Origin of the sequence: Rhodopseudomonas sp. BR0G17 (assembly GCF_010907025.1) — a bacterium.
In the GTDB taxonomy this organism is placed as follows: domain Bacteria; phylum Pseudomonadota; class Alphaproteobacteria; order Rhizobiales; family Xanthobacteraceae; genus Rhodopseudomonas; species Rhodopseudomonas palustris_H.
The window spans coordinates 108,505-132,497 of sequence record NZ_QUML01000007.1 but is presented as its reverse complement, the minus strand read 5'-3'; the positions used below and the strand labels follow the sequence as shown (position 1 = coordinate 132,497).

Sequence of the window (23,993 nt, the reverse complement as noted above, 5' to 3'; positions counted from 1 at the left end):
GACGGATGCGAACGCTTAGCATCCTTCTCGCTTCGGTCTCACGCGCTTTTGCCACTTCGCGTACTTCCGATTCAGCACCGCGCAATACGCACGCGTTGGCACGTCCGTTGCTCTTAAGGATGGCGAGGCGATGGATCACTCATCGTCCCGTCAATTCATCGCAGGAGCTTCGGACCATGACCCGCAAGGTGGCGATCTACGGCAAGGGTGGCATCGGCAAATCGACGACTACTCAAAATACGGCGGCGGCGCTCGCTTACTATCACGACAAGAACATCTTCATTCACGGCTGCGACCCCAAGGCGGACTCGACCCGCCTGATCCTCGGCGGCAAGCCGCAAGACACCGTGATGGACACGCTGCGCACGCTCGGCGCCGAGAAGGTGACGCTGAACAACGTGGTGAAGAGCGGCTTCAAGGACATCCGCTGCGTCGAATCCGGCGGTCCCGAGCCGGGCGTCGGCTGCGCCGGCCGCGGCGTCATCACCGCGATCGATCTGATGGAAGCCAACAAGGCCTACACCGACGACCTCGACTTCATCTTCTTCGATGTGCTCGGCGACGTGGTGTGCGGCGGCTTCGCGATGCCGATCCGCGACGGCAAGGCGCAGGAAGTCTACGTCGTCGCCTCGGGCGAGATGATGGCGATCTACGCCGCCAACAACATCTGCAAGGGCCTCGTCAAATACGCCAAGCAGAGCGGCGTGCGTCTCGGCGGCATCATCTGCAACAGCCGTAAGGTCGATGGCGAGCGCGAATTCCTCGAGGAGTTCACCTCGGCGATCGGCACCAAGATGATCCACTTCGTGCCGCGCGACAACATCGTGCAGAAGGCCGAGTTCAACAAGAAGACCGTCACCGAGTTCGATCCCGCCGCCGATCAGGCACTCGAATACAAGCAGCTCGGCGCCGCCATCATCGACAACAAGGACTTCGTGATCCCGAAGCCGCTGACGATGGATGAACTCGAAAAGATGGTCGTGAAATACGGCCTGATGGACTGACCTGCGCACCCGCGCCTGACGGCGTACTTCCCGCACGAGGACAACAAGATGCCATATCACGAGTTCGACTGTTCGAAATGTCTCCCCGAACGTCAGAAGCACGCCGTCACCAAGGGCGCGGGCGACAATCTGGCGACCGCACTACCGCTCGGCTATCTCAACACCATCCCGGGATCGATCTCCGAGCGCGGCTGTGCCTATTGCGGCGCCAAGCACGTGATCGGCACGCCGATGAAGGACGTGATTCACATGAGTCACGGCCCCGTTGGCTGCACCTACGACACCTGGCAGACCAAGCGCTACATCTCCGACAACAACAACTTCCAGCTCAAATACACCTTCGCCACCGACGTCCGCGAGAAGCACATCGTGTTCGGCGCTGAGGGCCTTTTGAAGCAGAACATCATCGAGGCGTTCAAGGCCTGCCCCGACATCAAGCGGATGACGATCTACCAGACCTGCGCCACCGCGCTGATCGGCGACGACATCAACGCGGTCGCCGCCGAGGTGATGGAGGAGATGCCGGACGTCGACATCTTCACCTGCAACTCGCCCGGCTTCGGCGGCCCCAGCCAGTCCGGCGGCCACCACAAGATCAACATCGCCTGGATCAATGACAAGGTCGGCACCGTCGAGCCGGAGATCACCTCGGATTACGTGATCAACTATGTCGGCGAATACAACATCCAGGGCGACCAGGAAGTGATGCTCGACTATTTCACCCGGATGGGCATCCAGGTGTTGTCGACCTTCACCGGCAACGGCACCTATGACGGCCTGCGGGCGATGCACCGTGCCCATCTCAACGTGCTCGAATGCGCTCGCTCTGCCGAATACATCTGCAACGAGCTGCGCGTCCGCTACGGCATTCCGCGGCTCGACATCGACGGCTTCGGATTCGAGCCGCTGTCGCAGTCGCTGCGCAAGATCGGCATGTTCTTCGGCATCGAAGACCGCGCCGAAGCGATCATCGCCGAAGAGACCGCGCGCTGGAAGCCGGAACTCGACTGGTACAAGGAACGGCTGAAGGGCAAGAAGGTCTGCCTGTGGCCGGGCGGCTCCAAGCTGTGGCACTGGGCGCACGCCATCGAAGAGGAGATGGGCGTCAAGGTCGTCTCGGTCTACACCAAGTTCGGCCACCAGGGCGACATGGAGAAGGGCATCGCGCGCTGCGGCGAGGATGCGCTGGCGATCGACGATCCCAACGAACTCGAAGGCCTCGAGGCGCTGGAGAAGCTGCAGCCCGACATCATCTTCACCGGCAAGCGCCCCGGCGAAGTCGCCAAGAAGGTCCGCGTCCCCTACCTCAACGCCCACGCCTATCACAACGGCCCGTACAAGGGCTTCGAAGGCTGGGTGCGGTTCGCCCGCGACATCTACAACGGCATCTACTCGCCGATGCACCAGCTCTCCGGGCTCGACATCAGCAAGGACGAGATCCCGACCGACCGCGGCTTCGTCACGCCGCGGATGCTGTCGGACGCCAAGCTGCCGGAGGAGATCGCCAAGTCGGAGACGCTGCGGCGCTACACCGGCAAGGACGACATCATCTCCGATCTTCGCAAGAAGAACGCGCCCTACTTCACCCCGATCGTCAAAGCCGAAGCGGCCGAGTGAGACGAGAGCCCCATGACCAAGATCACCTACAAAGTCGCCTCGGAACATCCGTTCCCCGCCGACGCCGCCGCAGCGGCCGCCTCGCTCGCGGCCTATGAGGCTCTCGACGACGTCACCAAGGCCCGCGTCGACCAGATGGTCGACTGGATCATGAAGAACTGCCTCTGGCAGTTCCACTCGCGGGCCTGGGACCGCAAGCGGCAGAACGAGGGTATCCTCGGTATCGCCGCCAAGCTGCTCGCCGGCGAGCCGTTCACGCCGGAGACGCCAGAAGACCGCTGCTACTGGGTCGATTCGGTGACACTGCAGCGCGCCTATCAGGCCACCTGTCCGTGGCTCGCCACGATGTCCAAGGACGACATCAAGGCGCTGATGAAAGAGCTGCACGCCCGCGTCGACTATCTCACCGTCACCGGCTCGCTCAACGAAGAGCTCACCGACCAGCACTACTGATTGGATCCCGCCATGAACTGTCAATTCAAGCCGAAGGACCGGATCGGCACCATCAATCCGATCTTCACCTGCCAGCCGGCCGGCGCGCAATACGCCTCGATCGGCATCAAGGACTGCATCGGCATCGTCCACGGCGGCCAGGGCTGCGTGATGTTCGTCCGCCTGCTGATCTCGCAGCACCTGAAGGAGAGCTTCGAAATCGCCTCCTCGTCGGTGCACGAGGACGGCGCGGTGTTCGGCGCGCTCGACCGTGTCGAGGAAGCGGTCGACGTGTTGCTGATGCGCTATCCCCACGTCAAGGTGGTGCCGATCATCACCACCTGCTCGACCGAGGTGATCGGCGACGACGTCGACGGCGTCGTCACCAAGCTGCAGGAAGAACTGCTCGACGTGAAGTATCCGGACCGCGAGGTCCACCTGATCCCGATCCACTGCCCGAGCTTCGTCGGCAGCATGGTGACGGGCTACGACGTCGCGGTGCGCGACTTCGTCAAGCACTTCTCCAAGAAGGACAAGCCGAGCCTGAAGATCAATTTGATCACCGGCTGGGTCAATCCGGGCGACGTCAAGGAGCTCAAGCATCTCTTGGCCGAGATGCAGGTCGAGGCCAACGTGCTGTTCGAGATCGAGAGCTTCGATAGTCCGCTGATGCCGGACAAGAGCGCGGTGTCGCACGGCTCGACCACGATTGCCGACCTGACCGCGACCGCGGATGCGCAAGGCACCATCGCGCTCAACCGCTACGAAGGCGGCCTCGCCGCCACTTGGCTGCAGACCCGCTGGGACGTGCCGGCGGTGATCGGCCCGACTCCGATCGGGATCCGCAACACCGACACCTTCCTGCGCAACGTCAAGGAGATGACCGGCAAGCCGATTCCGGAATCGCTGGTCAAGGAACGCGGCATCGCGCTCGACGCCATCACCGACCTCGCCCACATGTTCCTGGCCGACAAGAAGGTGGCGATCTACGGCAATCCGGATCTGGTGCTCGGCCTTGCCGAATACTGCCTCGATCTGGAAATGAAGCCGGTGCTGCTGCTGCTCGGCGACGAGCACGCCGGCTACGCCACCGACCCGCGGATCGCGGCGCTCAAGGACAACGTCGACTATCCGATGGAGATCATCACCAACGCCGACCTGTTCGAACTCGAGGATCGCATCAAGAACGGCCTCGAACTCGATCTGATCCTCGGCCACTCCAAGGGGCGGTTCGTCGCGATCGACTACAACATCCCGATGCTGCGGGTCGGCTTCCCGACCTATGACCGCGCCGGCCTGTATCGCTACCCCGTCGTCGGCTACGCCGGCGCGACCTGGCTCGCTGAACAGATGGCCAACACGCTGTTCAACGACATGGAGGTCAAGAAGAACCGCGAATGGATCCTGAACGTGTGGTGATCACGGTCATGATCTGGTCCGGCGACGGTTTGCCATGTCCGTCGCCGGACTCTTCTTTCTCCTGACGGCCGCGAGACAACCGATGAAGATCGCAGCTTACGTCAACGCCGAGGGCGAGGTCGCCAAGGTCTCGGACAAGGGCGTGATCCTGCTGTTCGAGCAGCAGGGCGAAGTCTGGAAGGTCCGCAAGACGATCCGCTTCGCGGTGCGGCCGGACGATGGGCTGGCCGAGATTCACGCATCGCTCGCCGCGATGGTCCCCGAGCTGGAAGACTGCCGGCTGTTTCTCTCCAGAAGCGTGCGCGGCGTCGTCAATTCGCTGCTGCAGGAGATGGGCGTGCAGACCTGGCAGTCGCACGGCCCGCTGTTCACCCAGCTCGAGACCATCGCCCGCAAAGAGAACGAACGCGCGCAGCAGAGCGCCAAGGCCGCACGCGCCGAGCGACGCTCGCGCCGGCGGCGCCGACGTCAGGACGATGCGGGCAGCGATCTCGACGACATCAAGCCAGTGCTGGTCGGCGATGACGACAGCGGTCACTTCCGGCTCGATCTGGTGCGCCTGCTGCAGGACGATCCCGGGCTAAATTCCTGGGACATTCTGATCCCGTTCCTCACCGGCACGCCATTCCGTCAGCTCGACCTCGTCTGCGACCACATTCCGCGCTGGTTCTCCCGTGCCATGCGCGCGCTCAACATGGATGCCGAGATCATGGAGCTACCAGGCCTCGGCGTCGCCGCCACCATCACCCCGAAACAACAGGCTGAGGCGACATGACCCCGACAATCACCACGCCGCTCCCGACCGCGCCGCGCGCAAAGCCCGCCCGCCGGCCGACCACGCTGCTGTTTGCCTATGGGGCGACGCTGAACCCCGAGCACATCATGGTGCGGCTGTGCCAACCGAAGATCCGCACGATCGCCCGGCTGCCGGACTACCGGCTCGGCTTCCACGGCCATTCGGAGATCTGGGACAGCGGCCTCGAAACCCTGGTGGATGAACCCGGCGCTGAGGTGTGGGGCGTGCTCTACGAGCTATCGGCCACCGAGCTCGACCGCTTCGATGCTTGGCAGGGCATCAAGCTCGACGGCGGCGGATCGTATTTCCACTACCCGGTCGAAGTGATCGATGAGCGCGGCCAGGCGCTCGACGCGCTGTTTCACCGCAAGACCGAGATGGGGCCGCAGCAGCCGGCAAGCCGTGACTATCTCGACTTCATCCTCGCCGGCGCACGCGCCCGGGGCCTACCGGCACATGCAATCGCAGCGCTCGAAACCTGCCCTGCGGTGCAGCCGCGCTATCCGGTGCCGAAGATGAACACCGACATCAAGGCACTGGCCTCGAAGCTGTCCTGCGCTTGCTGACAATCCGATCCCGAGGTCCCGGCCAAGCCGGAGCACCGCGCCATTAGGAGACTTGGAATGACCGACCCCGCCTCCGACCTGTTGTCCCGACCGATGCGGCGGCGGAGCCGCGAAATCACCGACCGCGCCGAAATCGATGCGATCCTGGCGAGCGACAAGGTGCTGCATTTGGCGCTGGCGCGCGACAACGTGCCGTTCCTGGTGCCGGTGTTCTACGGCTTCGACGGCAAGGCGCTGTATGTCCATTCCGCCAGCGCCGGCACCAAAATCGAGATCCTCAAGACCAACAACCGCGTCTGCTTCGAAGTGACGACCGAGAACGGCGTTGTGACGGCCGAGGCGGCCTGTGATTTCGAAGCCAAGCATCGCACCGTGATCGGCTTCGGCCGCGCCAGCTTCGTCGACGACGTCGCCGAGAAGACCCGGGCGCTGGACCTAATCGTCAGCCGCTTTACCGACCGCAAGTTCGATTACCCGGCGGAAAAGCTCGGCATCACCAAGGTGATCCGGATCGACATCGACAGCATCAAGGGCAAAGCCTACGGCTTCGGCGAGCCCCGTCCCGAGCAGCCCGGCGAGACGGATTGATCACTCCTGCCACCGCACGTCATTCCGGGGCGCGGCCCAAAGGGCCGTGAACCCGGAATCCCGAGATTATTCTTCGGGGCCGAGATTCCGGGTTCGCTCGCTGCGCGAGCGCCCCGGAATGACTCGTGGAGGCGCGGGACGCTTCACCACCGCACAAACGCTGAGTGACCCTCAAAACCACCCGTGATACGCGCGCACCTTGTAGTTGCCGCCGATCACCAGGAACTCGCCTTCATAGCCGAGCACCTGGCGCTGCAGAAGGCCGGGAAAGAACAGCAGCTTCACCGTCGGCACCTCGGTCTCCAGCACCCAGTCGCCGAACTCCTCGGCGCGCTCTTTGGAATCGCTGAACGACACCAGATTGTTCAGCCGCACGGTGCATAGCCGCTGCCTTGCATCGCCCTCGACCAGCTGCTGCTCGACATCATTGGTGCCGCGCCACAGCCGCACGAAGCGCGGGCCCGGCGTCTTGAAGCGGCGGATGCTCCATTGGCAATATTCGTACAGCAAATCGAATTGCTGGAAGATGCAGTTATTGTGAAAGCGGACGTCGGTCTTCTCCTGCAGATAGGTCGCCCACGCCGCCGACGGAAACAGCCCGAGCCGCTGCTTATGGAAGGTCGGCACCAGCCCGAACCGGCTCTCGACCCAGCCCTTCAGTACGGCCGCCTTCGGGCAGTCGGACTCGACGCCCCAGCCGCGTAGCAGATCGAGATAGCTGGTCGGATGCCGCGCTGAGCCGGGCTGCTGCGCTCCCGGCGCGAGACCAAACTCGAGTTCCATGTAGTGCTCGAACACTTCGGCCGCCGTCGCCGGATACTCGCAGGCGGCCAGCAGCCGGAACAGCCCCGGATGGGTCTCTCGCGTGCCATGGATAGTGATCCGCCGCAGGCAGCGATTGAACGCCGTCGAGCCGATCAGCCCGACCGGCACGCCCACCATATTGGTGCAGTACCAGCGTTCGGGATCCTCGCTCACCGGAGGAGAAGGGATAGGTTCGTCCATGCGTGGCTGCGAGACCGGAGTGGCGGCGCGCCATTTGATCGGGACATCAGTCCCTCATCAAGCCCACCTGTCGGAGGGGGGCTGCGGCTCTGATCACGAGTGACTCGCAACTTATCCTGAATGACACCTCTTCAAGCGAGCCATCGTTTCCGTACCCGACAGAGAGTCGCGAACAGAGTGCCTGTTTCGAGCCGGTTCGCGGGTGCGTGCGCTGCAGCAGAAAGTTCTCTTCATCCGATCGCGCAAACCGCGGCGTTTTCTCATTCGCGCGATCCCGCGCCAAATCGATCTTATTTTTCGGCGCACGTTGACTTCACAACGGCGTTTGGCAGAGTTGGCTCGTCCGATGTTCTTCGTGAGCGCGGATCGCGGGATTTGACGGAGCAGCTTGCGCCGCGGGTTTAATCGCTAAAGCGCCACGACACGGCTCGTGGGCTCCTTTGTTGACGGAGATCGGCTCATGAACGCCAACATCTCGACCATTGCTGACTTAACTGCACCGCAATTCGGTACTCCGCTTGCGCTCATCACGGCCGTCTCGGCCTCGCGCGGCGTGATCTCGTCGGAGCGCGCACTCTCCCGCTCCGGCCTCTGTTGTAGCTGTCGAATGAATCTCGGCTGACGCCGACACCGTTTCGACACCACCGACATCATCAGAGATCAGAAGGCGCTGGCTTTGCCAGTGGGAGAGTCATGTCCGACGCTTACGTTATCGAAGTTCAAGCCCGCACTGCCGGCATCGTCGTCCGGGATGGACGCAAGTTCTGCTTCTTCGCCGCGCATCACGACTTCAACAGTCTGGAGCGCCGCTCGTTCGGTTCGCTGGTCGCCGCCCAGAAGGCCGCGACCCGCTGCTGGAAGGAAGGCCGTCCGCGGCTGCAATAGCCCGGAGCGGCAGCGTTTCTCACTCCTATCCAAAACGGCTCGCCAAAGCCGCTTTCGCGACGTGATCGTCGCGGAGGCGCGGCTGGCACCATGAGCCGCGCCCACGACACGAATCTTCTGCGGCAGCGCAGGATCGGGGAATGCCGATCTCGCTCCGCCGCGGATTTTGAAATGGCCGCCGGATCAGGCGGCCGATAGTTTCCCCGCAAACCACGACCACCAAGATGGTCACGTATCGAGGTTGAATTCCCATGGCTCGTAAACTCGTTTTCGCCGCGGCCGCCTTTGCTGCGCTCACCGCCGCGGCTCCGGCCTTCAGCACAGAGGTGGTCCGGATCGGCACCACCGCCGGTCCGTACGCCGAGATCCTGCGCTACGCCGGCGACATCGCCGCCAAGCAGGGCATCGAGGTGAAGATCACCGAATTCACCGACTACACTGTGCCGAATGCGGCACTGGCGCAGGACGATCTCGACATCAACAACTTCCAGCACCAGCCTTATCTCGACAACCAGGTGGCGCAGCGTGGCTACGACATCGTCTCGATCGCCAAGAGCATCATCGTGCCGATCGGGATCTATTCGAACAAGGTCAAGACGCTGACCGACATCAAGGACGGCGCCAGCGCCGCGATCCCGAACGATCCCTCCAACGGCGCCCGTGCGCTGCAGCTGTTCGAGAAGGCCGGGCTGATCAAGCTGAAGCCGGGCATCGGCATCAAGGCGACGATCGCCGACATCGCCGAGAACCCCAAGCATCTGAAGATCGTCGAACTCGACGCCGCGCAGCTGCCGCGCTCGCTGAACGACCTCGACTTCTCGGCGGTCAATCTCAACTACGCACTCAGCGCCGGGCTTGATCCGAAGAGCGCGCTGCTGCTTGAGGGCGCTGACACCAACTGGAACCTGGTGTTCGCGGTGCGCGCCAAGAACAAGGACAACGCCACACTGAAGAAGTTCGTTGAGATCTATCGCTCGCCGGAGGTGAAGGCCTTCACCGAAAAGCGCTTCAACGGCACCATTCTCACCACCTGGTGAGACCGGCCGCCGCGACGACGATCCACGCCATTTCTGTCATCGACAACGCGACCGGCCGCCCTGCGGCCGGTCGTCGGCATTCAGGAACACTGCAAATGACCACGACTTCCGACGAGCGGCCGTATTGGGACGCCAAGCTCGAAACCCAATCGCGCGCCGACTGGGACGCGCTGAAACTGTCGCTGCTGCAAAAGCACGTCGCCCATGCCTATGCGGGCTCGCCGGCCTATCGCGCCGCTTTCGACGCCGCGAAGGTTTCGCCCGACCAGATCAAATCGCTCGACGACATCCGCCGCTTTCCGTTCATCGACAAGCGCACGCTACGTGACCGCCAAATCGCAGTGCCGCCGTTCGGCGATCTCGTCGCAGTGCCGGAGCGCGACATCGTCTACATCTCCGCATCGTCCGGCTCGACCGGCGTGCCGACCGCCTCGCCGTTCACGCAAGCCGATTTCGACGGCTGGATCGACTATGAGGCGCGGCAGTTCTGGTCGTCCGGAATGCGGCCAAGCGATCGCTACGTGCATTCGCTGAACTTCTCGCTGTTCATCGGCGGCCCGTGCGTGCTCGGTGCGCAGAAGCTCGGCGCGCTGACGATCCACGCCGGCACCATTCCGTCCGACCGGCTGCTGCAGATCCTGCGCCAGTTCCAGGCCACGGTGATCTGGACCACACCGTCCTACGCCTGGTACCTCGGCGAGACCGCGATCAAGGAAGGCTACGATCTCCGCAAGGATCTGGCCGTGCGCCGGATCTTCGTCGCCGGCGAGCCCGGCGGCTCGATCCCCGAGACCCGGGGCCGCATCGAACAACTGTGGGGTGCGTCGGTGTACGACTATTACGGCCTGTCCGACATCTTCGGCTCCTGCGCCGGGATGTGCGAGCAGAAGGAAGGGCTGCACTGGGCCGAAGACCACATCCTGGTCGAAGTGATTGATCCCGACAGCGGCGAGCCGGTGAAGCCGGGAGACCGCGGCGAAATGGTGCTCACCACGCTGCAGAAAACGGCGCGGCCGATGATCCGTTTCCGCACCGGCGACATCGTCAGCTTCAATCCGGAGCCGTGCCGCTGCGGCCGCACCGCGATCCGGCTCAACGGCGTGCATGGCCGGCGCGACGACATGCTGATCATCAAGGGCGTCAACCTGTTCCCGAGCGACGTCGAAGCCGTAGCGCGGCAGGATCATGAGCTGACCGGCGAATATCGGCTGGTGGTCGACCGGATCAATCACCTCGACCGTCTCACCGTCGAGGTCGAGCACATCCACGGCTACAACGGCGAGACTCACACGCTCGCCGACCGGTTCGAACGCAAGCTGAAGGCCATCACCGGCGTCTCAGCCGCGGTCTCGGTGCTGAAGCCCGACACCCTGCCGCGCGCCACGCACAAGGCCAAGCGGGTCGAAGACCGGCGCAGCGGGGTGTGGAGCTGAGGAAGAAGACGGAGGACCAGGCGGCGGAGCGTCAGCGTTCCGCCGCACCTCTCCACACCGTCATTGCGAGGAGGCGAAGCCGACGAAGCAATCCAGCTCCGTACATGAGGCTTTGTGGATTGCTTCGCTGCGCTCGCAATGACGGGGAGAGGACGTGATTAACCAGCGAAGCAGGCGCGCGTGCCGATCCCTGCCGTCATCGCCCGCGAAAGCGGGCGACCCAGTATCCCAGAGAGTTGCTGTTGGGGTACTTTGCTTCAATCACTGAAGCACTGAAATACTAGATCCCCCGCTTTCGCGGGGGATGACGGTGATTTGTGTGGTTTGCGCGCAGTTTTATCCAACTCACCACGCCGGGATATACGTGCCCTTGAAGCGGGTTTCGACGAACTGCTTGACCGGGTCGGAGTGATAGGCGTCGATCAGCTGCTTGACCCAGGGCTTGTCCTTATCCTCTTCGCGCACCGCGATGATGTTGACCCAGGGGCCTTCGACATTCTCACGGGCGAGCGCGTCCTTGGACGGGTCGAGGCCGGCCTGCACCGCGTAGTTGTTGTTGATCGACACCAGATCGACGTCCTGCAACGAGCGCGGCAGCTGGGCGGCGTCGAGTTCGACGAATTTCAGCTTCTTCGGATTGTCGATGATGTCGGCGACCGTCGCGGTGGCGCCAACGCCCTCCTTCAGCTTGATCAAGCCATGGAGCGCCAGGATCTGCAGGCCGCGCGCGCCGTTGGACGGATCGTTGGCGATAGCCACAGTAGCGCCCGGCTTCAGATCGGCGAGCGCCTTGACCTTGACCGAGTACACGCCCTGCGGCGACGCGATGGTATTGGCGACCTTGACGATCTTCCAGCCAGTCTTGGCGACCTGCGCCTTCAGATAGGGCTCGTGCTGAAACGAATTGGCCTCGAGTTCCTTCTGCGCGAGCGCTTGGTTCGGCACCACGTAGTCGGTGAACTCGACAGGCTTGATGTCGAGGCCGCGCTCGGCGGCGACTTTCTTGACCACGTCGATGATCTCGGCATGCGGACCGGCGGTGACGCCGACACGGATGGTTTCGGCATGGGCAGCGCCGGCGAAAGCCAGCGCGATCAGGGAAACGGCAAGACGGCGCATTCGAATACTCCTGGTCTGAACAGCGAAAATTAGTGACGACGGATGCGGCGCTTATCGAGCTTGCGCGCCAGCGTGTCGCCGAGCGTCTGCACGCCCTGCACCAACGCGATCAGCACCAGCACCACGGTCAGCATCACCTCCGGCATGAAGCGCTGGTAGCCGTAGCGAATCCCGAGGTCGCCGAGACCACCGCCGCCGACGGCACCGACCATCGCCGAATAGCCGAGCAGGCTGACGATGGTGAGCGTCAGCGCCATCGTCACCGCTGGCATCGCTTCGGGCAGCAGCACCTTACGGACGATCTGCAGCGGGCTGGCGCCGAACGCACGCGCGGCTTCGATCAGGCCGTGATCGACCTCCCGGATCGCCGCTTCGATGACGCGGGCAATGAACGGGATCGCAGCGATCGTCAGCGGCACGGTCGCCGCCGCGGTGCCGATCGAGGTGCCGGCGATCAGCCGGGTCAACGGCACGATCGCCACCACCAGGATGATGAACGGCGTCGAGCGCGTCGCGTTGACGACGACGCCGATCAGGCGATTGGCGATCGGCGCGGCAAACAGCTCGCCGGCCTGAGAGGTGGCGAGGAAGATACCGAGCGGCAGACCGATCAGCGTGCCAAACAGCCCCGCCAAGCCGACCATATAGAGGGTGTCGAGCGTCGACGACGCGATCATGCGAATGAGTTCAGGCGACATAGCCGAGCTGCTCCACCAGATTGTTGCCAGCCGAGAGTTGCGCGATCACCTGGCGCAGCACGTCGGGACCAGCGTCGAGCGACACGATCAGCGTGCCGAACGGATGGCCGGCGATCATCTCGACTTGCCCCGACAGAATGTTGAGATTGACGCCGAGATCGCGCGACACCCGCGACAGCAGCGGCTGGTTGGCATCGCTTCCCTTGAAGGTGATGCGCAGCACCGCCTGACCGCCCGGCGGCTGCTGCGGCTGCAACTTTTCCAAGAGCCAATCCGGCGCGCCGCTGCCGGTCACTGACGAGACAAACCGCCGCGTCACCTCATGACGCGGGGTGGCGAACACATCGAAGGTTGCGCCGTCCTCGACGATCCGGCCGCCTTCGATCACCGCGACGCGGTCGGCCAGCGCTTTCACCACCGCCATCTCGTGGGTGATGAACAGGATGGTAAGATGCAGATCGCGATTGATCTGCTTCAACAGCTCGAGGATCTGATCGGTGGTTTCCGGATCGAGCGCCGATGTGGCTTCGTCCGACAGCAGCACCGAGGGTTCGGTCGCGAGCGCGCGGGCAATGCCGACGCGCTGCTTCTGACCGCCGGACAGCTCCGCCGGATAGCGATCACGCTTGTCGGCGAGCCCGACCATGTCCAAGAGCGGCAGCACGCGCTTTTCGATCTCGGCTTTGGGCGTGCCGGCGATCTCGAGCGGCAGTGCGACGTTGCCGAACGCGGTGCGCGACGACAGCAGATTGAAGTGCTGGAACACCATGCCGATCGAGCGCCGCGCGGTGCGCAGATCGCGTTCGGACAGCGCGGTGATTTCGACGCCGTTGACGACGACGCGACCGCTCGACGGCTTATCGAGGCCGTTGATCAGCCGGATCAGCGTCGACTTGCCGGCACCGCTGCGGCCGATCACGCCGAGGATCGAGCCTTTCGGCACGGTCAGGCTGATGTCGTCGAGGGCGACCACTTCGGCGCTGCTCTTCCGCGCCGGATAAACCTTGCGGACGCGGTCGATCAGGATACCGGTCGTCGGCTGCGACGATACAAAGGCGGGGCGCTCTCCCGCGGGCGGTTGCCAGGGAGCATTCATAATGGGCTCGTTCATCGATTCCAGGTGGCCGCCCGCGTGGCGGCGTTCCCTATCGACTACCGGCCGGCCTCCCGCATCGCAATGCCTGGAGAATAAAAACAACGCGTCGGTCGCGCTGACAGTAAATCGCGACCAAGATCTGACCCGAAAGCGCCAATCGGGAGAAAATTCTTTCGCAGGCGCGCGGCCTCAGATACCGCCACCGTCCTCGAAGGCGTCATACCGCGCCTTCGCCTGGGTGATGACGCTGTTCGGCGGAACGTCGCGCGTCAGCCAGACGCCGCCGCCAATCGACGAGCCCTGCCCGATCGTCACCCGCCCGAGCACCGTGGCGCCGGCATAGATCACGACCTCGTCCTCGATGATTGGATGACGGTCGCCACCCTTGACGATGCGGCCGTGCTCATCGGTCTCGAACCGCTTGGCGCCGAGCGTCACCGCTTGATACAGCCGCACCCGCTTGCCGATCCGCGCGGTCTCGCCGATCACCACGCCGGTGCCGTGATCGATGAAAAAGCTCTCGCCGATGGTCGCGCCGGGATGAATGTCGATCCCGGTCTGCGCATGGGCGATCTCGGCAACGATCCGCGCCAGCATCGGCACGCCGAACACGTAGAGCCGGTGCGCGATGCGATGCCGGATCATCGCGGCAACGCCCGGATAGCAGAACACGACTTCGTCCAGGCTCTTCGCTGCCGGATCGCCATCGAACGCGGCGCGGATATCGCTGTCGAGCAGCGCGCGGATGCGCGGCAGATCGTGGGCGAACTCCGCCGCGATGGTCAGCGCTTGCTGTTCGATCTCGCCGGGCTTGGCGGCGCCGTCGAGATCGGCAAGGCGCAGTTCGCGGCCGACCTCGCGGCGCAGCCGGCGCAGCGCCTGCTCGATGGTGTCGGCAACATAGATGTCGAGGCTGTCTTCCGACAGGCCAGCCGGCCCGAAATGACGCGGATAAAGCGCCGCCACCAAGGCATCGACGATGCCAGCCACCGCTTCGCGCGACGGCAATTCCGGCAGCGATCGGCTGCGATAGCGCCGCCGCTGAGAGATGGCGCGGAGCCCTGCGAGTTCGGCGACGATCTCGCCGAGGTCCCATGCTGGCTCAGTGACGACACGGGGCTCGGCGGATTGCGACATGCAGGCGGCTCCGGTGAGTTGGCCTTACAGCGTTCAGTGACAATCTCTCCCCGTCATTGCGAGCCGAAGGCGAAGCAATCCAGCTCACTGCACGAAGCTGGATTGCTTCGTCGCTTCGCTCCTCGCAATGACGACATCCTGAGACGCGACATCTTCCCATCAGTTCCCGCGCACGCCCCGCCCGCTCTGCAATCGGCGCAACGCGTCGACCAGCGCGTCGATGTCGTCATGGGTGTTGTAAAGAGCGAGCGACGGCCGCACCGTGCTTTCCAGCCCGAACCGGCGCAGGATCGGCTGGGCGCAATGATGGCCGGCGCGCACTGCGATGCCTTCACGGTCGAGCGCCTTACCGACATCCTCGCTGCGGCAGCCATCGAGCACGAACGACAGGATGCCGGCCTTCTCGCGCGCGGTGCCGATCAGCTTGAGGCCCGGCACCGTCAGCAGATGCTCGGTGCCATAGGCGAGCAGCTCGTGCTCGTGCGCCGCGATGTTGGCCATGCCAATGCGGGTCAAGTAATCGATCGCCGCGCCAAGACCGACCGCATCGGCGATATTGCCGGTGCCGGCTTCGAACCGATCCGGGGGCCCCTGGAAGATCGTCTTCTCGAACGTGACATCGGCGATCATGTTGCCGCCGCCCTGCCACGGTGGCATCGCTTCGAGGACATCGGCCTTGCCGTACAGCACGCCGATGCCGGTCGGCGCGAACATCTTGTGACCGGAGAAGGCGTAGAAGTCGACATCCAGCGCCTGGACGTCGACCGGCATGTGGCAGACGCCTTGGGCGCCGTCGACCAGCACCTTGGCGCCGTGGCGATGCGCCAGCGCGGTCATCTCAGCAACCGGGGTGACCGTGCCGAGCGCGTTGGAGACTTGCGTGAACGCGACGATCTTGGTCTTCGGCCCGAGCAGCTTTTCGTATTCGTCGAGCAGGATCTGGCCGTGATCGTCGACCGGCGCGACGCGCAAGCGAGCGCCCTTCTCGGCCGCGAGCTGCTGCCACGGCACGATGTTGGCATGATGCTCGAGATGCGACACCACGATCTCGTCGCCTTCGCCGACATTGCGGCGGCCCCAGGCCTGCGCCACGAGGTTGATCGCCTCGGTGGCGCCGCGCACGAACACGATATCCTTCACCGAGGGCGCATTGATGAAGCTGCGCACCTTGTCGCGGGCGGCCTCATAGGCATCGGTCGAACGCGCCGCCAGCGTGTGGGCGGCACGATGGATGTTGGAGTTCTCGTGCGTGTAGAACTTCACCAGCCGGTCGATTACGCATTGCGGCTTCTGCGTCGTGGCGCCGTTGTCGAGCCACACCAGCGGCCGACCGTTGACGGTCTCGCGCAGGATCGGGAAATCACGCTTGAAGACGTTGGCGTCGAACGGCCGCGCGCCGGACAGATCAAGCACATGAACGTCGGTGCGATGCTGCGGCGCCAACCCGGTGAGGTCGAAGGTCTCGACACGGGGCGGCGCGGCTGATGCCGGCGTCGCATGGGCCAGGGTCGTATTGTCCGCAAGAAAGTACAACGGCGCTGCCGTCGCCGCGGCGTCGGCACCGAACGGCCCGGCGCTCGGCAATGCGGTGCGCGGCACGAAGCTGCGGGATTCGTCGAGCCGGCCTGGGAGCGCGGCCAGATCGGTGTCGCGCGCGAACACCGGCTGAACCGCCGGTGCAGACGGAGGCGGCGGCGCCACAGGCGGAGCCGCGAGCGGCACCTTCAGCTCCTGCGGCAGCGAGCCAACCGCCGTGGTCGGCTCCGGTCCCAGATTGGGATCGAGCGCGAAGATCGGTGCCGACGGCCGCGCCGCGCCCACGGTGGGGATCGGCGAGGCCGCGCCGGGATTGTGGTTCGGCTTATAGGAGGGCGATAGCGCCGGCGTGCCGGGAATCGCGTTGTGCAGCGGCTCGGCGGCAAACAGTGGCGCCGAGCCGAGCGCGGCGCCGGGCTCCGGCACCGCCCCGGTCGGCAGCGCCGAGAAGAACGCATTCGCCAGCCGCGCGATCGAGGCAACATCCGGTGCACCGACCGCTGCGGCGGACGCCTGCTCCAGCGAGGCCGGATGCGGCAGCGCTCCGCCTTGCGGCAGCGCCGCAGAGCCCGGATGCGGCAGGGTCGGCTCAGGCGTACTCATGATACGTACCGACCTCGACGTCATCGAGCACACCGAGCGCGTCCTCGGTCAGCACCGCCAGCGAGCAGTACAGCGAGATCAGATACGAGGCGATCGCCTTGCGGTTGATGCCCATGAACCGCACCGACAGGCTCGGCGCCACTTCGCCCGGCACGCCGGGCTGGAACAGGCCGACCACGCCCTGCTTCTTCTCGCCGGTGCGCAGCAGCAAGATCTTGGTGCGGCCGGCTTCGTCGAACGGCACCTTGTCGGACGGCACCAGCGGCAGACCGCGCCATGTGAGAAACGGCGAGCCAAACATATTGATGGTCGGCGGCGGCACGCCGCGGCGGGTGCACTCGCGACCGAACGCCGCGATGGCGCGCGGATGCGCCAGGAAGAACGCCGGCTCCTTCCAGACCTTGGTGATCAGTTCGTCGAGATCGTCCGGGGTCGGCGGCCCCTTCCGGGTCGAAATCCGCTGCGACGGCGCGGTGTTGGCGAGCAGGCCATATTCGGCGTTGTTGATCAGTTCGCCTTCCTGCCGCTCCTTGACCTTCTCGATCAGCAGCCGCAGCTGCTCCTGGATCTGATCGAACGGATGGCTGTAGAGGTCGGACACGCGGGTCTGCACGTCCAGCACGGTCGTCACCGCATTGAGGAAGTACTCGCGCGGATGCTCCTCGTAGTCGACGAAGGTCTCCGGCAGATCCGGATCGCGGTCGCGCCGCGGGCTGCATTCGACATCGAACGAGGCAGATGCGGTCGCGCCGCGCGTTTCCTTGACGCGGTTGAGACGGAAGATACCAGCCTCGACCGGGGTCCATTGCAACAGCGGCACCAGCCAGCGCGGGGAGATGCCGCCCCATTGCGCGCGGGTCTTGGTCGCGTTGGCGAGTTGGCGCGCTGCGCCTTCAGCGAGCGTCCTGCGAACTTCGGTATCTTCAGTCATGAATCACTACCCTCGGCGCCGCGGCACCTAAGTGCCGGCGCGTCGCTCAAATGGACCACCTTTGCGGAATAGGAGAAGATTTGAGCTGTGTCCATGTCAGCGATCTGTCGCGGGACACGCAACTAATAGAATAGATTTCTACTAACAGATGCACTCAACTCATTGCTGTCGATTCAGCCCGGGTGATTAGCAGTGCATTTTCTCGAAGGCTGCCGCCGAAGAATGAGTTCCTTCGCGCCACGAGAATAATTCTTTAGATGGATGTGGAATTGTGTCCCGGCGGCCACTGCAGGGCCGGCAGCAGGCAACGGACAGGTGTCACCGCACCAGGGAAGGCTCGATGTGGCGCCCGGCGCGCGCCCAGCCCCGTGGCGGATGCCGAAACGCCCCCCCTTGCGCCTGGATACCCTGCAGGGGTATGATCGATCAAGTCGAGACCGTCGCGCCTTCCATAAGCGTCGGTCTTGAAATTGACGCGTGACAAGTCTTACCTCTGGCGTCGTGCTATCGGATCACCGATAGACCTTGGCGAGCTGAAAGCGGGATGCGACTGTTCCGGACGATCTTGGCGCTGATGATTGCGTTGTCGCTGGCGGCTTTGCCGGTCGGCTCGGCGTCGGCCGTCATGCTGCCTATCGGACCGGCGGAAGCCGCGCAGCACGTCCAGCACCACGAGCATCACGCTGGCACCCACTTCACCGCCGCCGTCGAATCCTGCCACGGCGCTACCGCCGATGCGGCGCCAATAACGCCCTCCCTGCCGGAACATCCGGCCAAGTGCCCGCTCGGGTTCTGCTGCGTCGGCGCCTCGGTCGGCTTCTCGCCGGTGGCTACGGTGCCGGTGAAGTTCATCGCCCAACGCGCAGGCACGGTGTTTCCGCCGGCCGACCTGTTCGTGCCGGACCACGCCGGCAGCCCGCCGTTCCGGCCTCCTCGCGTCTGATCTCTCGCTGACCGCCGCGCGAGCGTTTCGCCCGCGCCGATAAATGCTGCGTGCCGTTCGGCCGCGGCACGAGATCAGACACGTTTGGAGATCATGATGACTGCGAAATTCAGCACCGCAGCGGCCTGCGCCGCCGCGCTCACCCTGTTTGCGACCGCCGCAATGGCCGGCGCGGGTGACTACACCTTCGAGCCCAAGACCCCCGAGATGAAGAAGGGCGACGACGTCACCGTCGCGATCCGCCTCACCCACAAGACCACCGGCAAGCCGGTGGAAGGCGCGGTGATCTTCAAGACCCGCGTCGACATGGCGCCGGACAACATGGCCGACATGGTGTCGCCAGTGACGGCACTGCCGTCGCCGGAGCCCGGCGTGTATGCCTTCAAGACCGACCTGCCGATGGCCGGCCGCTACCAGATCACGCTGTTGGCGAAGGTCCAGGGCGAGCCCGAGACCGTCACCGGCAAGGTGATCGTCAAGGCGTTCAAGTAGGCGCAAGCGGCGCCGCAAGCCGCGGCGCCGCCGTCCCTCACTTCTCCCGACAATCGAACTGCGCCCTCGCGGCGCGCGACGGTGCACGTCATGGCTACACTGCGCTCACCCTCCCTGCTGCTTCTGATCGGACTCTGTCTCGCTGCGCCTGCCGCGGCTGACGAGCGGTCGCCGCTGTACTACCGCGATCCATCCGGCGCGCCGCGTTGGTCGGCCGTGCCGGCGACCGACGCCCAAGGCCGCGCCTATCTGCCGGTGTATGAGGTCGACGAGCCCTCTGCACAGCCGGCGCCGAAGCCCGCGGCCGATCCCACCCGCAAGATCCTGTACTACCGCAATCCAATGGGGCTGCCCGACATCTCCGAGGTGCCGAAGAAGGACTCGATGGGGATGGACTACGTCCCCGTCTATGAGGGCGAGGACAGTGCCGACGGCACGGTGAAGCTGTCGCCCGGCAAGATCCAGCGCAGCGGAGTCAAATCCGAGCCAGCCGAACGCCGCGCCCTGCATGTGATGGTGAAGGCGCCGGGCGTGATCCAGCTCGACGAGCGCCGTGTCTCGGTGATCGCGATGCGCAGCGAGAGCTTCGTCGAGAAGATCGCCGACGTCACCACCGGCAGCTTCGTCAAGGCCGGGCAGCCGCTGATGCAGATCTACAGCTCGGCAATCGCGTCGGCCGCAGCCGAATATCTGTCGACCATCAACTCGAAGACCACCAGCACGATCGAAGCGTTCGGCCGCGGCTCGCGGCAGCGGCTGGTCAATCTCGACGTGCCCGACGAGACCATCGCCGAACTGGAGCGGACGCGGACCGCGCCGGTGACGGTGCAATGGCGCGCGCCGCGCGACGGCATCGTGCTCGAGCGCAACGCGATCGACGGCATGCGCGCCAATGTCGGCGACGTGCTGTTTCGGATCGCTGACATTTCGACGGTGTGGGCGCTGGTCGACGTCGCCGAACGTGATCTCGGCTCTCTCGCTGTCGGCCAGAAGGTAGCGATCCGGGCCCGCGCCTTCCCGGACCGCGCGCTGTCCGGGACGATCGCGGTGATCTATCCGCAAGTCAATCGCGACACTCGCACCACGCGGCTGCGCGTCGAACTCGCCAATCCGGATCTGAAGCTGCTGCCGGACATGTATGTCGATGCCGAGATCGACATCGCCGGCAATGAGCCGGCGCTGACGATCCCGACCTCGGCCGTGCTCGATAATGGCAGCCGTCGCATCGTGCTGGTGGACAAGGGCGACGGCCGGTTCGAACCGCGGACGGTGACGCTCGGACGCCGCGGCGACGGCGTCGTCGAGGTCAAACACGGCATCGACGAAGGCGAGGCGGTGGTCACCTCCGCCAACTTCCTGATCGACGCCGAAAGCAATCTGAAGGCCGCGCTAAAGGGCTTTGCCGACGGAGCGAACGCCCCCACCACCGAGCCGCAAGCATCGTCTCACAATCACGCACACGACCATGCCGGAGCCCAGCCATGATTGCCCGGATCATCGCCTGGTCGGCACGCAATCTGCTGCTGGTGCTGTTCGGCACCGGATTCGCAGCGGCTGCGGGCCTCTACGCCCTGCTGCATCTGCCGCTCGACGCCATTCCGGATCTCTCCGACACCCAGGTCGTCGTCTACACCGAATATCCCGGGCAGGCGCCACAGGTGATCGAGGATCAGGTCACCTATCCGCTGACCACCGCGATGCTGACGGTGCCGAAGTCGAAAGTGGTGCGCGGCTTCTCGTTCTTCGGCGTGTCGTTCGTCTACGTGATCTTCGAGGATGGAACCGACATCTACTGGGCGCGGTCGCGGGTGCTGGAATTCCTCAACGGCGCCGCCTCGCGCCTGCCGGCAGGCGTCGCGCCGAGCATCGGCCCAGACGCCACTGGCGTCGGTTGGGTCTATCAATACGCGGTGATGTCGAAGCAGCTGAACCTTGCAGACACCCGCACCATCCAGGACTGGAATCTGCGATTTGCGCTAGCCAAGGCCGAAGGCGTTGCCGAAGTCGCGAGCATCGGCGGCTTCGTCAAGCAGTACAACGTGGTGCTCGATCCGCAGCGGATGCGCGACCGCGGCATCACCATGGCGCGGATGCGCGAGGCGATCCGCGCCTCGAATGCCGATGTCGGCGGCCGCACCGTCGAGCTGTCGGAGTTCGAATACGTCATCCGCGGCAAGGGCTACATCAAGGACATCAACGACCTCGGCAACATCGTGCTGAAAGCCAGCGGCGGCACGCCAGTATTGCTGAAGGACGTCGCGCGTGTCGAGCTCGGCCCCGATGAGCGCCGCGGCATCGCCGAGCTCAACGGCGAAGGCGAAGTCGCGAGCGGCATCGTGCTGCAGCGCTTCGGCGTCAACGCGCTCGATGTGATCGAGCACGTCAAGAAACGCTTCCAGGAGATTGCCAGCAGCCTGCCGAAATCGGTCGAGATCGTGCCGGTGTATGATCGCTCGACGCTGATCTACAGCGCGATCGACACGTTGAAGCACACCCTGCTCGAAGAGAGCCTGGTGGTCGCCGCGGTGTGCATCATCTTCCTCCTGCACGTCCGCAGCGCGCTGGTGGCGATCCTGATGCTGCCGATCGGCGTGCTGATGGCCTTCGCCGCAATGAAGCTGCTCGGCCTCGGCTCCAACATCATGAGCCTCGGCGGCATCGCGATCGCGATCGGCGCCATGGTCGACGCCGCGATCGTGATGATCGAGAACGCCCATAAGCACCTGGAGCGCGCCGAGCCGGGCAAGTCTCGCGTCGTGATCCTGATCGAGGCAGCCTCCGAGGTCGGACCGGCGCTGTTCTTCAGCCTCTTGATCATCACCGTGTCGTTTCTGCCGATCTTCACGCTGGAATCGCAGGAGGGGCGGCTGTTCGGACCGCTCGCCTTCACCAAGACGTTCGCGATGGCGGCGGCCGCGCTGCTGTCGGTGACGCTGGTGCCGGCGCTGATGGTGATCTTCGTCCGTGGCAAGATCGTTCCGGAGCATCGCAACATCATCAACCGGGCGCTGATCTGGATCTATCGTCCGGTGATCCGCGGCGTGCTGCGCGCCAAGACGCTGGTGATCGTGCTGGCTTTGGTGGTGCTCGGCGTCTCGATCTGGCCGGCGCGCCAACTCGGCACCGAGTTCATGCCCGCGCTCGACGAAGGCACGCTGCTCTATATGCCGACCACCCTGCCCGGCCTGTCGATTACCAAGGCGGCCGAGCTGCTGCAGATGCAGGATCGCATCATCCGCGGCTTCCCAGAGGTCGCCTCGGTGTACGGCAAGGCCGGCCGCGCTTCGACTGCGACCGATCCGGCGCCGACCGAAATGTTCGAGACCGTGATCAACCTGAAACCGAAAGCAGAATGGCGACCGGGTCTGACCACCGACGGGCTGATTGCCGAGATGGACAAGGCGCTGCAATTCCCCGGCGTCTCCAATGCCTGGACAATGCCGATCAAGGCGCGGATCGACATGCTGTCGACCGGCATCCGCACGCCGGTGGGCGTCAAAGTGATCGGCACCGATCTGGTCGAGATCGACCGCCTCGCCAAACAGGTCGAGCAGGTGCTGAAGACCGTCCCCGGCACCTCATCGGCCTATGCCGAACGCACCATCGGCGGCTACTACTTGGAGATCGTTCCGGATCGAACGGCGCTCACACGCTACGGCCTCGCGATCCAGGACGTGCAGGACACCATCGCGACCGCGCTCGGCGGCCAAACCGTGACTACGACGGTGGAAGGCCGGCAGCGCTTCACCGTCAACATGCGCTATCCGCGCGAGCTGCGTGACGATCCGCAAGGAATCGCCCGGGACGTGCTGGTGCCGCTGCCGGCCGGCGGCGCCGTGCCGCTGGGCGAGGTGGCGACGGTACAGCCGGCGCGCGGCCCAACCTCGATCCGTACCGAGAACGGCCAGCTCGCGACCTATATCTATGTCGATATCCGCGACCGCGACCTCGGCGGCTACGTCGCCGACGCCAAGCAGGCGGTGCAGGCCGGCGTGAGCTTCCCGTCCGGCACCTATGTGACCTGGAGCGGGCAGTACGAGTACCTCGAACGCGCCACCGCGCGGCTGAAGATCGTGGTGCCGCTGACGCTCGCGATCATCTTCCTGCTGCTCTACCTCAACTTCCGATCGCTGACCGAAACGCTGATCGTGATGCTGTCGCTGCCGTTCGCGCTGGTCGGCGGGCTGTGGCTGATGTGGGCGCTCGGCTTCAATCTGTCGGTCGCGGTCGCGGTCGGCTTCATCGCGCTGGCGGGCGTCGCAGCCGAGACCGGTGTGGTGATGCTGATCTATCTCGACCACGCCCTGGCCGCCGCCAAAGCGCGATGCGCCGCAGAGGGCCGGCGGTTGACGCCGCGCGATCTGCAGGAGGCGATCATGGAGGGCGCGGTAGAGCGTGTCCGGCCGAAGATGATGACCGTGGTGGCGATCATGGCCGGCCTGCTGCCGATCCTGTGGAGCAGCGGCACAGGGTCCGAGATCATGCAGCGGATCGCCGTGCCGATGATCGGCGGCATGGTGTCGTCGACACTGCTGACGCTGATCGTGATCCCGGCGATCTACGGCCTGATCGAAGGCTTTAGGCTGAAGCGCGCGGCTCGCCGCCGCGATGCGGGGGCAGCGCTGGCGCCGGGAGCGTAGTCGCTCCCGGCCGCGA

General features: G+C 64.7%; 22 protein-coding genes. 15 read left to right on the top strand and 7 right to left on the bottom strand.

The features are described from left to right. The first annotated feature begins 176 nt into the window (after positions 1-176). The 7 genes from nifH to DY467_RS08055 all read left to right on the top strand — a co-directional run bounded on the left by nifH (position 177) and on the right by DY467_RS08055 (position 6,422). Positions 177-1,004, top strand: coding sequence for a nitrogenase iron protein (gene nifH / locus DY467_RS08085; protein WP_164572502.1), 828 nt, complete (start codon positions 177-179; stop codon positions 1,002-1,004). 48 nt (positions 1,005-1,052) lie between these two features. Then, the gene (anfD, locus tag DY467_RS08080; RefSeq protein ID WP_164635167.1) at positions 1,053-2,621 is read left to right on the top strand and encodes a nitrogenase iron-iron protein, alpha chain; all 1,569 of its coding nucleotides are present in this window, start codon (positions 1,053-1,055) and stop codon (positions 2,619-2,621) included. A 12-nt stretch (positions 2,622-2,633) separates the two neighbouring features. Continuing rightward, on the top strand, positions 2,634-3,074 hold the full coding sequence (gene anfG, locus DY467_RS08075; RefSeq protein WP_107343473.1) for a Fe-only nitrogenase subunit delta: 441 nt from the start codon (positions 2,634-2,636) through the stop codon (positions 3,072-3,074). Between the two features lie 12 nt (positions 3,075-3,086). After that, a complete protein-coding gene (gene anfK, locus DY467_RS08070) occupies positions 3,087-4,472 on the top strand; it encodes a Fe-only nitrogenase subunit beta (RefSeq protein ID WP_107343472.1) in 1,386 nt (461 codons plus the stop codon). A gap of 82 nt (positions 4,473-4,554) precedes the next feature. Beyond that, positions 4,555-5,247, top strand: a complete 693-nt coding sequence (gene anfO, locus DY467_RS08065; RefSeq protein WP_164635165.1) for a Fe-only nitrogenase accessory protein AnfO — start codon at positions 4,555-4,557, stop codon at positions 5,245-5,247. After that, positions 5,244-5,834 carry a gamma-glutamylcyclotransferase family protein gene (locus DY467_RS08060; RefSeq protein WP_164635163.1) on the top strand — a complete coding sequence of 197 codons (591 nt, stop codon included), beginning with the start codon at positions 5,244-5,246 and terminating at the stop codon, positions 5,832-5,834. The genes anfO and DY467_RS08060 overlap by 4 nt, the downstream gene beginning before the upstream one ends. A gap of 57 nt (positions 5,835-5,891) precedes the next feature. Continuing rightward, positions 5,892-6,422, top strand: a complete 531-nt coding sequence (locus DY467_RS08055) for a pyridoxamine 5'-phosphate oxidase family protein (protein ID WP_164635161.1) — start codon at positions 5,892-5,894, stop codon at positions 6,420-6,422. Between the two features lie 171 nt (positions 6,423-6,593). Here DY467_RS08055 and DY467_RS08050 read toward each other — a convergent pair whose 3' ends face one another. Continuing rightward, positions 6,594-7,427: an NAD(+)--dinitrogen-reductase ADP-D-ribosyltransferase gene (locus DY467_RS08050; RefSeq protein WP_107343469.1), complete on the bottom strand. Its 834-nt coding sequence runs from the start codon at positions 7,425-7,427 to the stop codon at positions 6,594-6,596. A 460-nt stretch (positions 7,428-7,887) separates the two neighbouring features. On the opposite strand from DY467_RS08050, the gene DY467_RS08045 reads away from it, so the two are divergent. The 4 genes from DY467_RS08045 (at position 7,888) to DY467_RS08030 (ending at position 10,782) form a co-directional block, all read left to right on the top strand. Further along, a complete protein-coding gene (locus tag DY467_RS08045) occupies positions 7,888-8,049 on the top strand; it encodes a hypothetical protein (protein ID WP_164635159.1) in 162 nt (53 codons plus the stop codon). Between the two features lie 71 nt (positions 8,050-8,120). After that, entirely contained in the window at positions 8,121-8,312 is a 192-nt protein-coding gene (locus DY467_RS08040) for a hypothetical protein (RefSeq protein ID WP_012495068.1), read from the top strand. Positions 8,313-8,563: 251 nt separating this feature from the next. After that, positions 8,564-9,349 carry a MetQ/NlpA family ABC transporter substrate-binding protein gene (locus DY467_RS08035; RefSeq protein WP_164635157.1) on the top strand — a complete coding sequence of 262 codons (786 nt, stop codon included), beginning with the start codon at positions 8,564-8,566 and terminating at the stop codon, positions 9,347-9,349. 95 nt (positions 9,350-9,444) lie between these two features. Then, on the top strand, positions 9,445-10,782 hold the full coding sequence (locus DY467_RS08030; RefSeq protein WP_164635156.1) for a phenylacetate--CoA ligase family protein: 1,338 nt from the start codon (positions 9,445-9,447) through the stop codon (positions 10,780-10,782). 345 nt (positions 10,783-11,127) lie between these two features. On the opposite strand, the gene DY467_RS08025 is transcribed toward DY467_RS08030, so the two are convergent. The 6 genes from DY467_RS08025 to DY467_RS08000 all read right to left on the bottom strand — a co-directional run bounded on the left by DY467_RS08025 (position 11,128) and on the right by DY467_RS08000 (position 17,902). Continuing rightward, the gene (locus DY467_RS08025) at positions 11,128-11,901 is read right to left on the bottom strand and encodes a MetQ/NlpA family ABC transporter substrate-binding protein (protein WP_164635154.1); all 774 of its coding nucleotides are present in this window, start codon (positions 11,899-11,901) and stop codon (positions 11,128-11,130) included. Positions 11,902-11,930: 29 nt separating this feature from the next. Beyond that, the gene (locus tag DY467_RS08020) at positions 11,931-12,599 is read right to left on the bottom strand and encodes a methionine ABC transporter permease (protein ID WP_107343465.1); all 669 of its coding nucleotides are present in this window, start codon (positions 12,597-12,599) and stop codon (positions 11,931-11,933) included. Then, complete coding sequence (locus DY467_RS08015; protein ID WP_107343464.1) at positions 12,589-13,695, bottom strand: methionine ABC transporter ATP-binding protein; 1,107 nt, start codon at positions 13,693-13,695, stop codon at positions 12,589-12,591. Before DY467_RS08015 ends, DY467_RS08020 begins: the two co-directional genes overlap by 11 nt. A 189-nt stretch (positions 13,696-13,884) precedes the next feature. Beyond that, positions 13,885-14,832 (bottom strand): serine O-acetyltransferase EpsC, encoded by a 948-nt coding sequence (gene epsC / locus DY467_RS08010; RefSeq protein WP_164635152.1) that lies wholly within the window; start codon positions 14,830-14,832, stop codon positions 13,885-13,887. Between the two features lie 159 nt (positions 14,833-14,991). Next, entirely contained in the window at positions 14,992-16,971 is a 1,980-nt protein-coding gene (locus tag DY467_RS26495) for a family 2A encapsulin nanocompartment cargo protein cysteine desulfurase (protein ID WP_164635150.1), read from the bottom strand. Beyond that, complete coding sequence (locus DY467_RS08000) at positions 16,958-17,902, bottom strand: family 2A encapsulin nanocompartment shell protein (protein WP_013503751.1); 945 nt, start codon at positions 17,900-17,902, stop codon at positions 16,958-16,960. Before DY467_RS08000 ends, DY467_RS26495 begins: the two co-directional genes overlap by 14 nt. Before the next feature lie 544 nt (positions 17,903-18,446). Here DY467_RS08000 and DY467_RS07995 point away from each other — a divergent pair. The 4 genes from DY467_RS07995 (at position 18,447) to DY467_RS07980 (ending at position 23,977) form a co-directional block, all read left to right on the top strand. Next, the gene (locus DY467_RS07995) at positions 18,447-18,845 is read left to right on the top strand and encodes a hypothetical protein (protein ID WP_164635148.1); all 399 of its coding nucleotides are present in this window, start codon (positions 18,447-18,449) and stop codon (positions 18,843-18,845) included. 96 nt (positions 18,846-18,941) lie between these two features. After that, a complete protein-coding gene (locus DY467_RS07990) occupies positions 18,942-19,337 on the top strand; it encodes a FixH family protein (protein ID WP_164635147.1) in 396 nt (131 codons plus the stop codon). Positions 19,338-19,427: 90 nt separating this feature from the next. Next, positions 19,428-20,822, top strand: coding sequence for an efflux RND transporter periplasmic adaptor subunit (locus DY467_RS07985; RefSeq protein WP_164635145.1), 1,395 nt, complete (start codon positions 19,428-19,430; stop codon positions 20,820-20,822). Then, positions 20,819-23,977, top strand: coding sequence for an efflux RND transporter permease subunit (locus DY467_RS07980; protein WP_164635143.1), 3,159 nt, complete (start codon positions 20,819-20,821; stop codon positions 23,975-23,977). Before DY467_RS07985 ends, DY467_RS07980 begins: the two co-directional genes overlap by 4 nt. Positions 23,978-23,993: the final 16 nt, after the last annotated feature.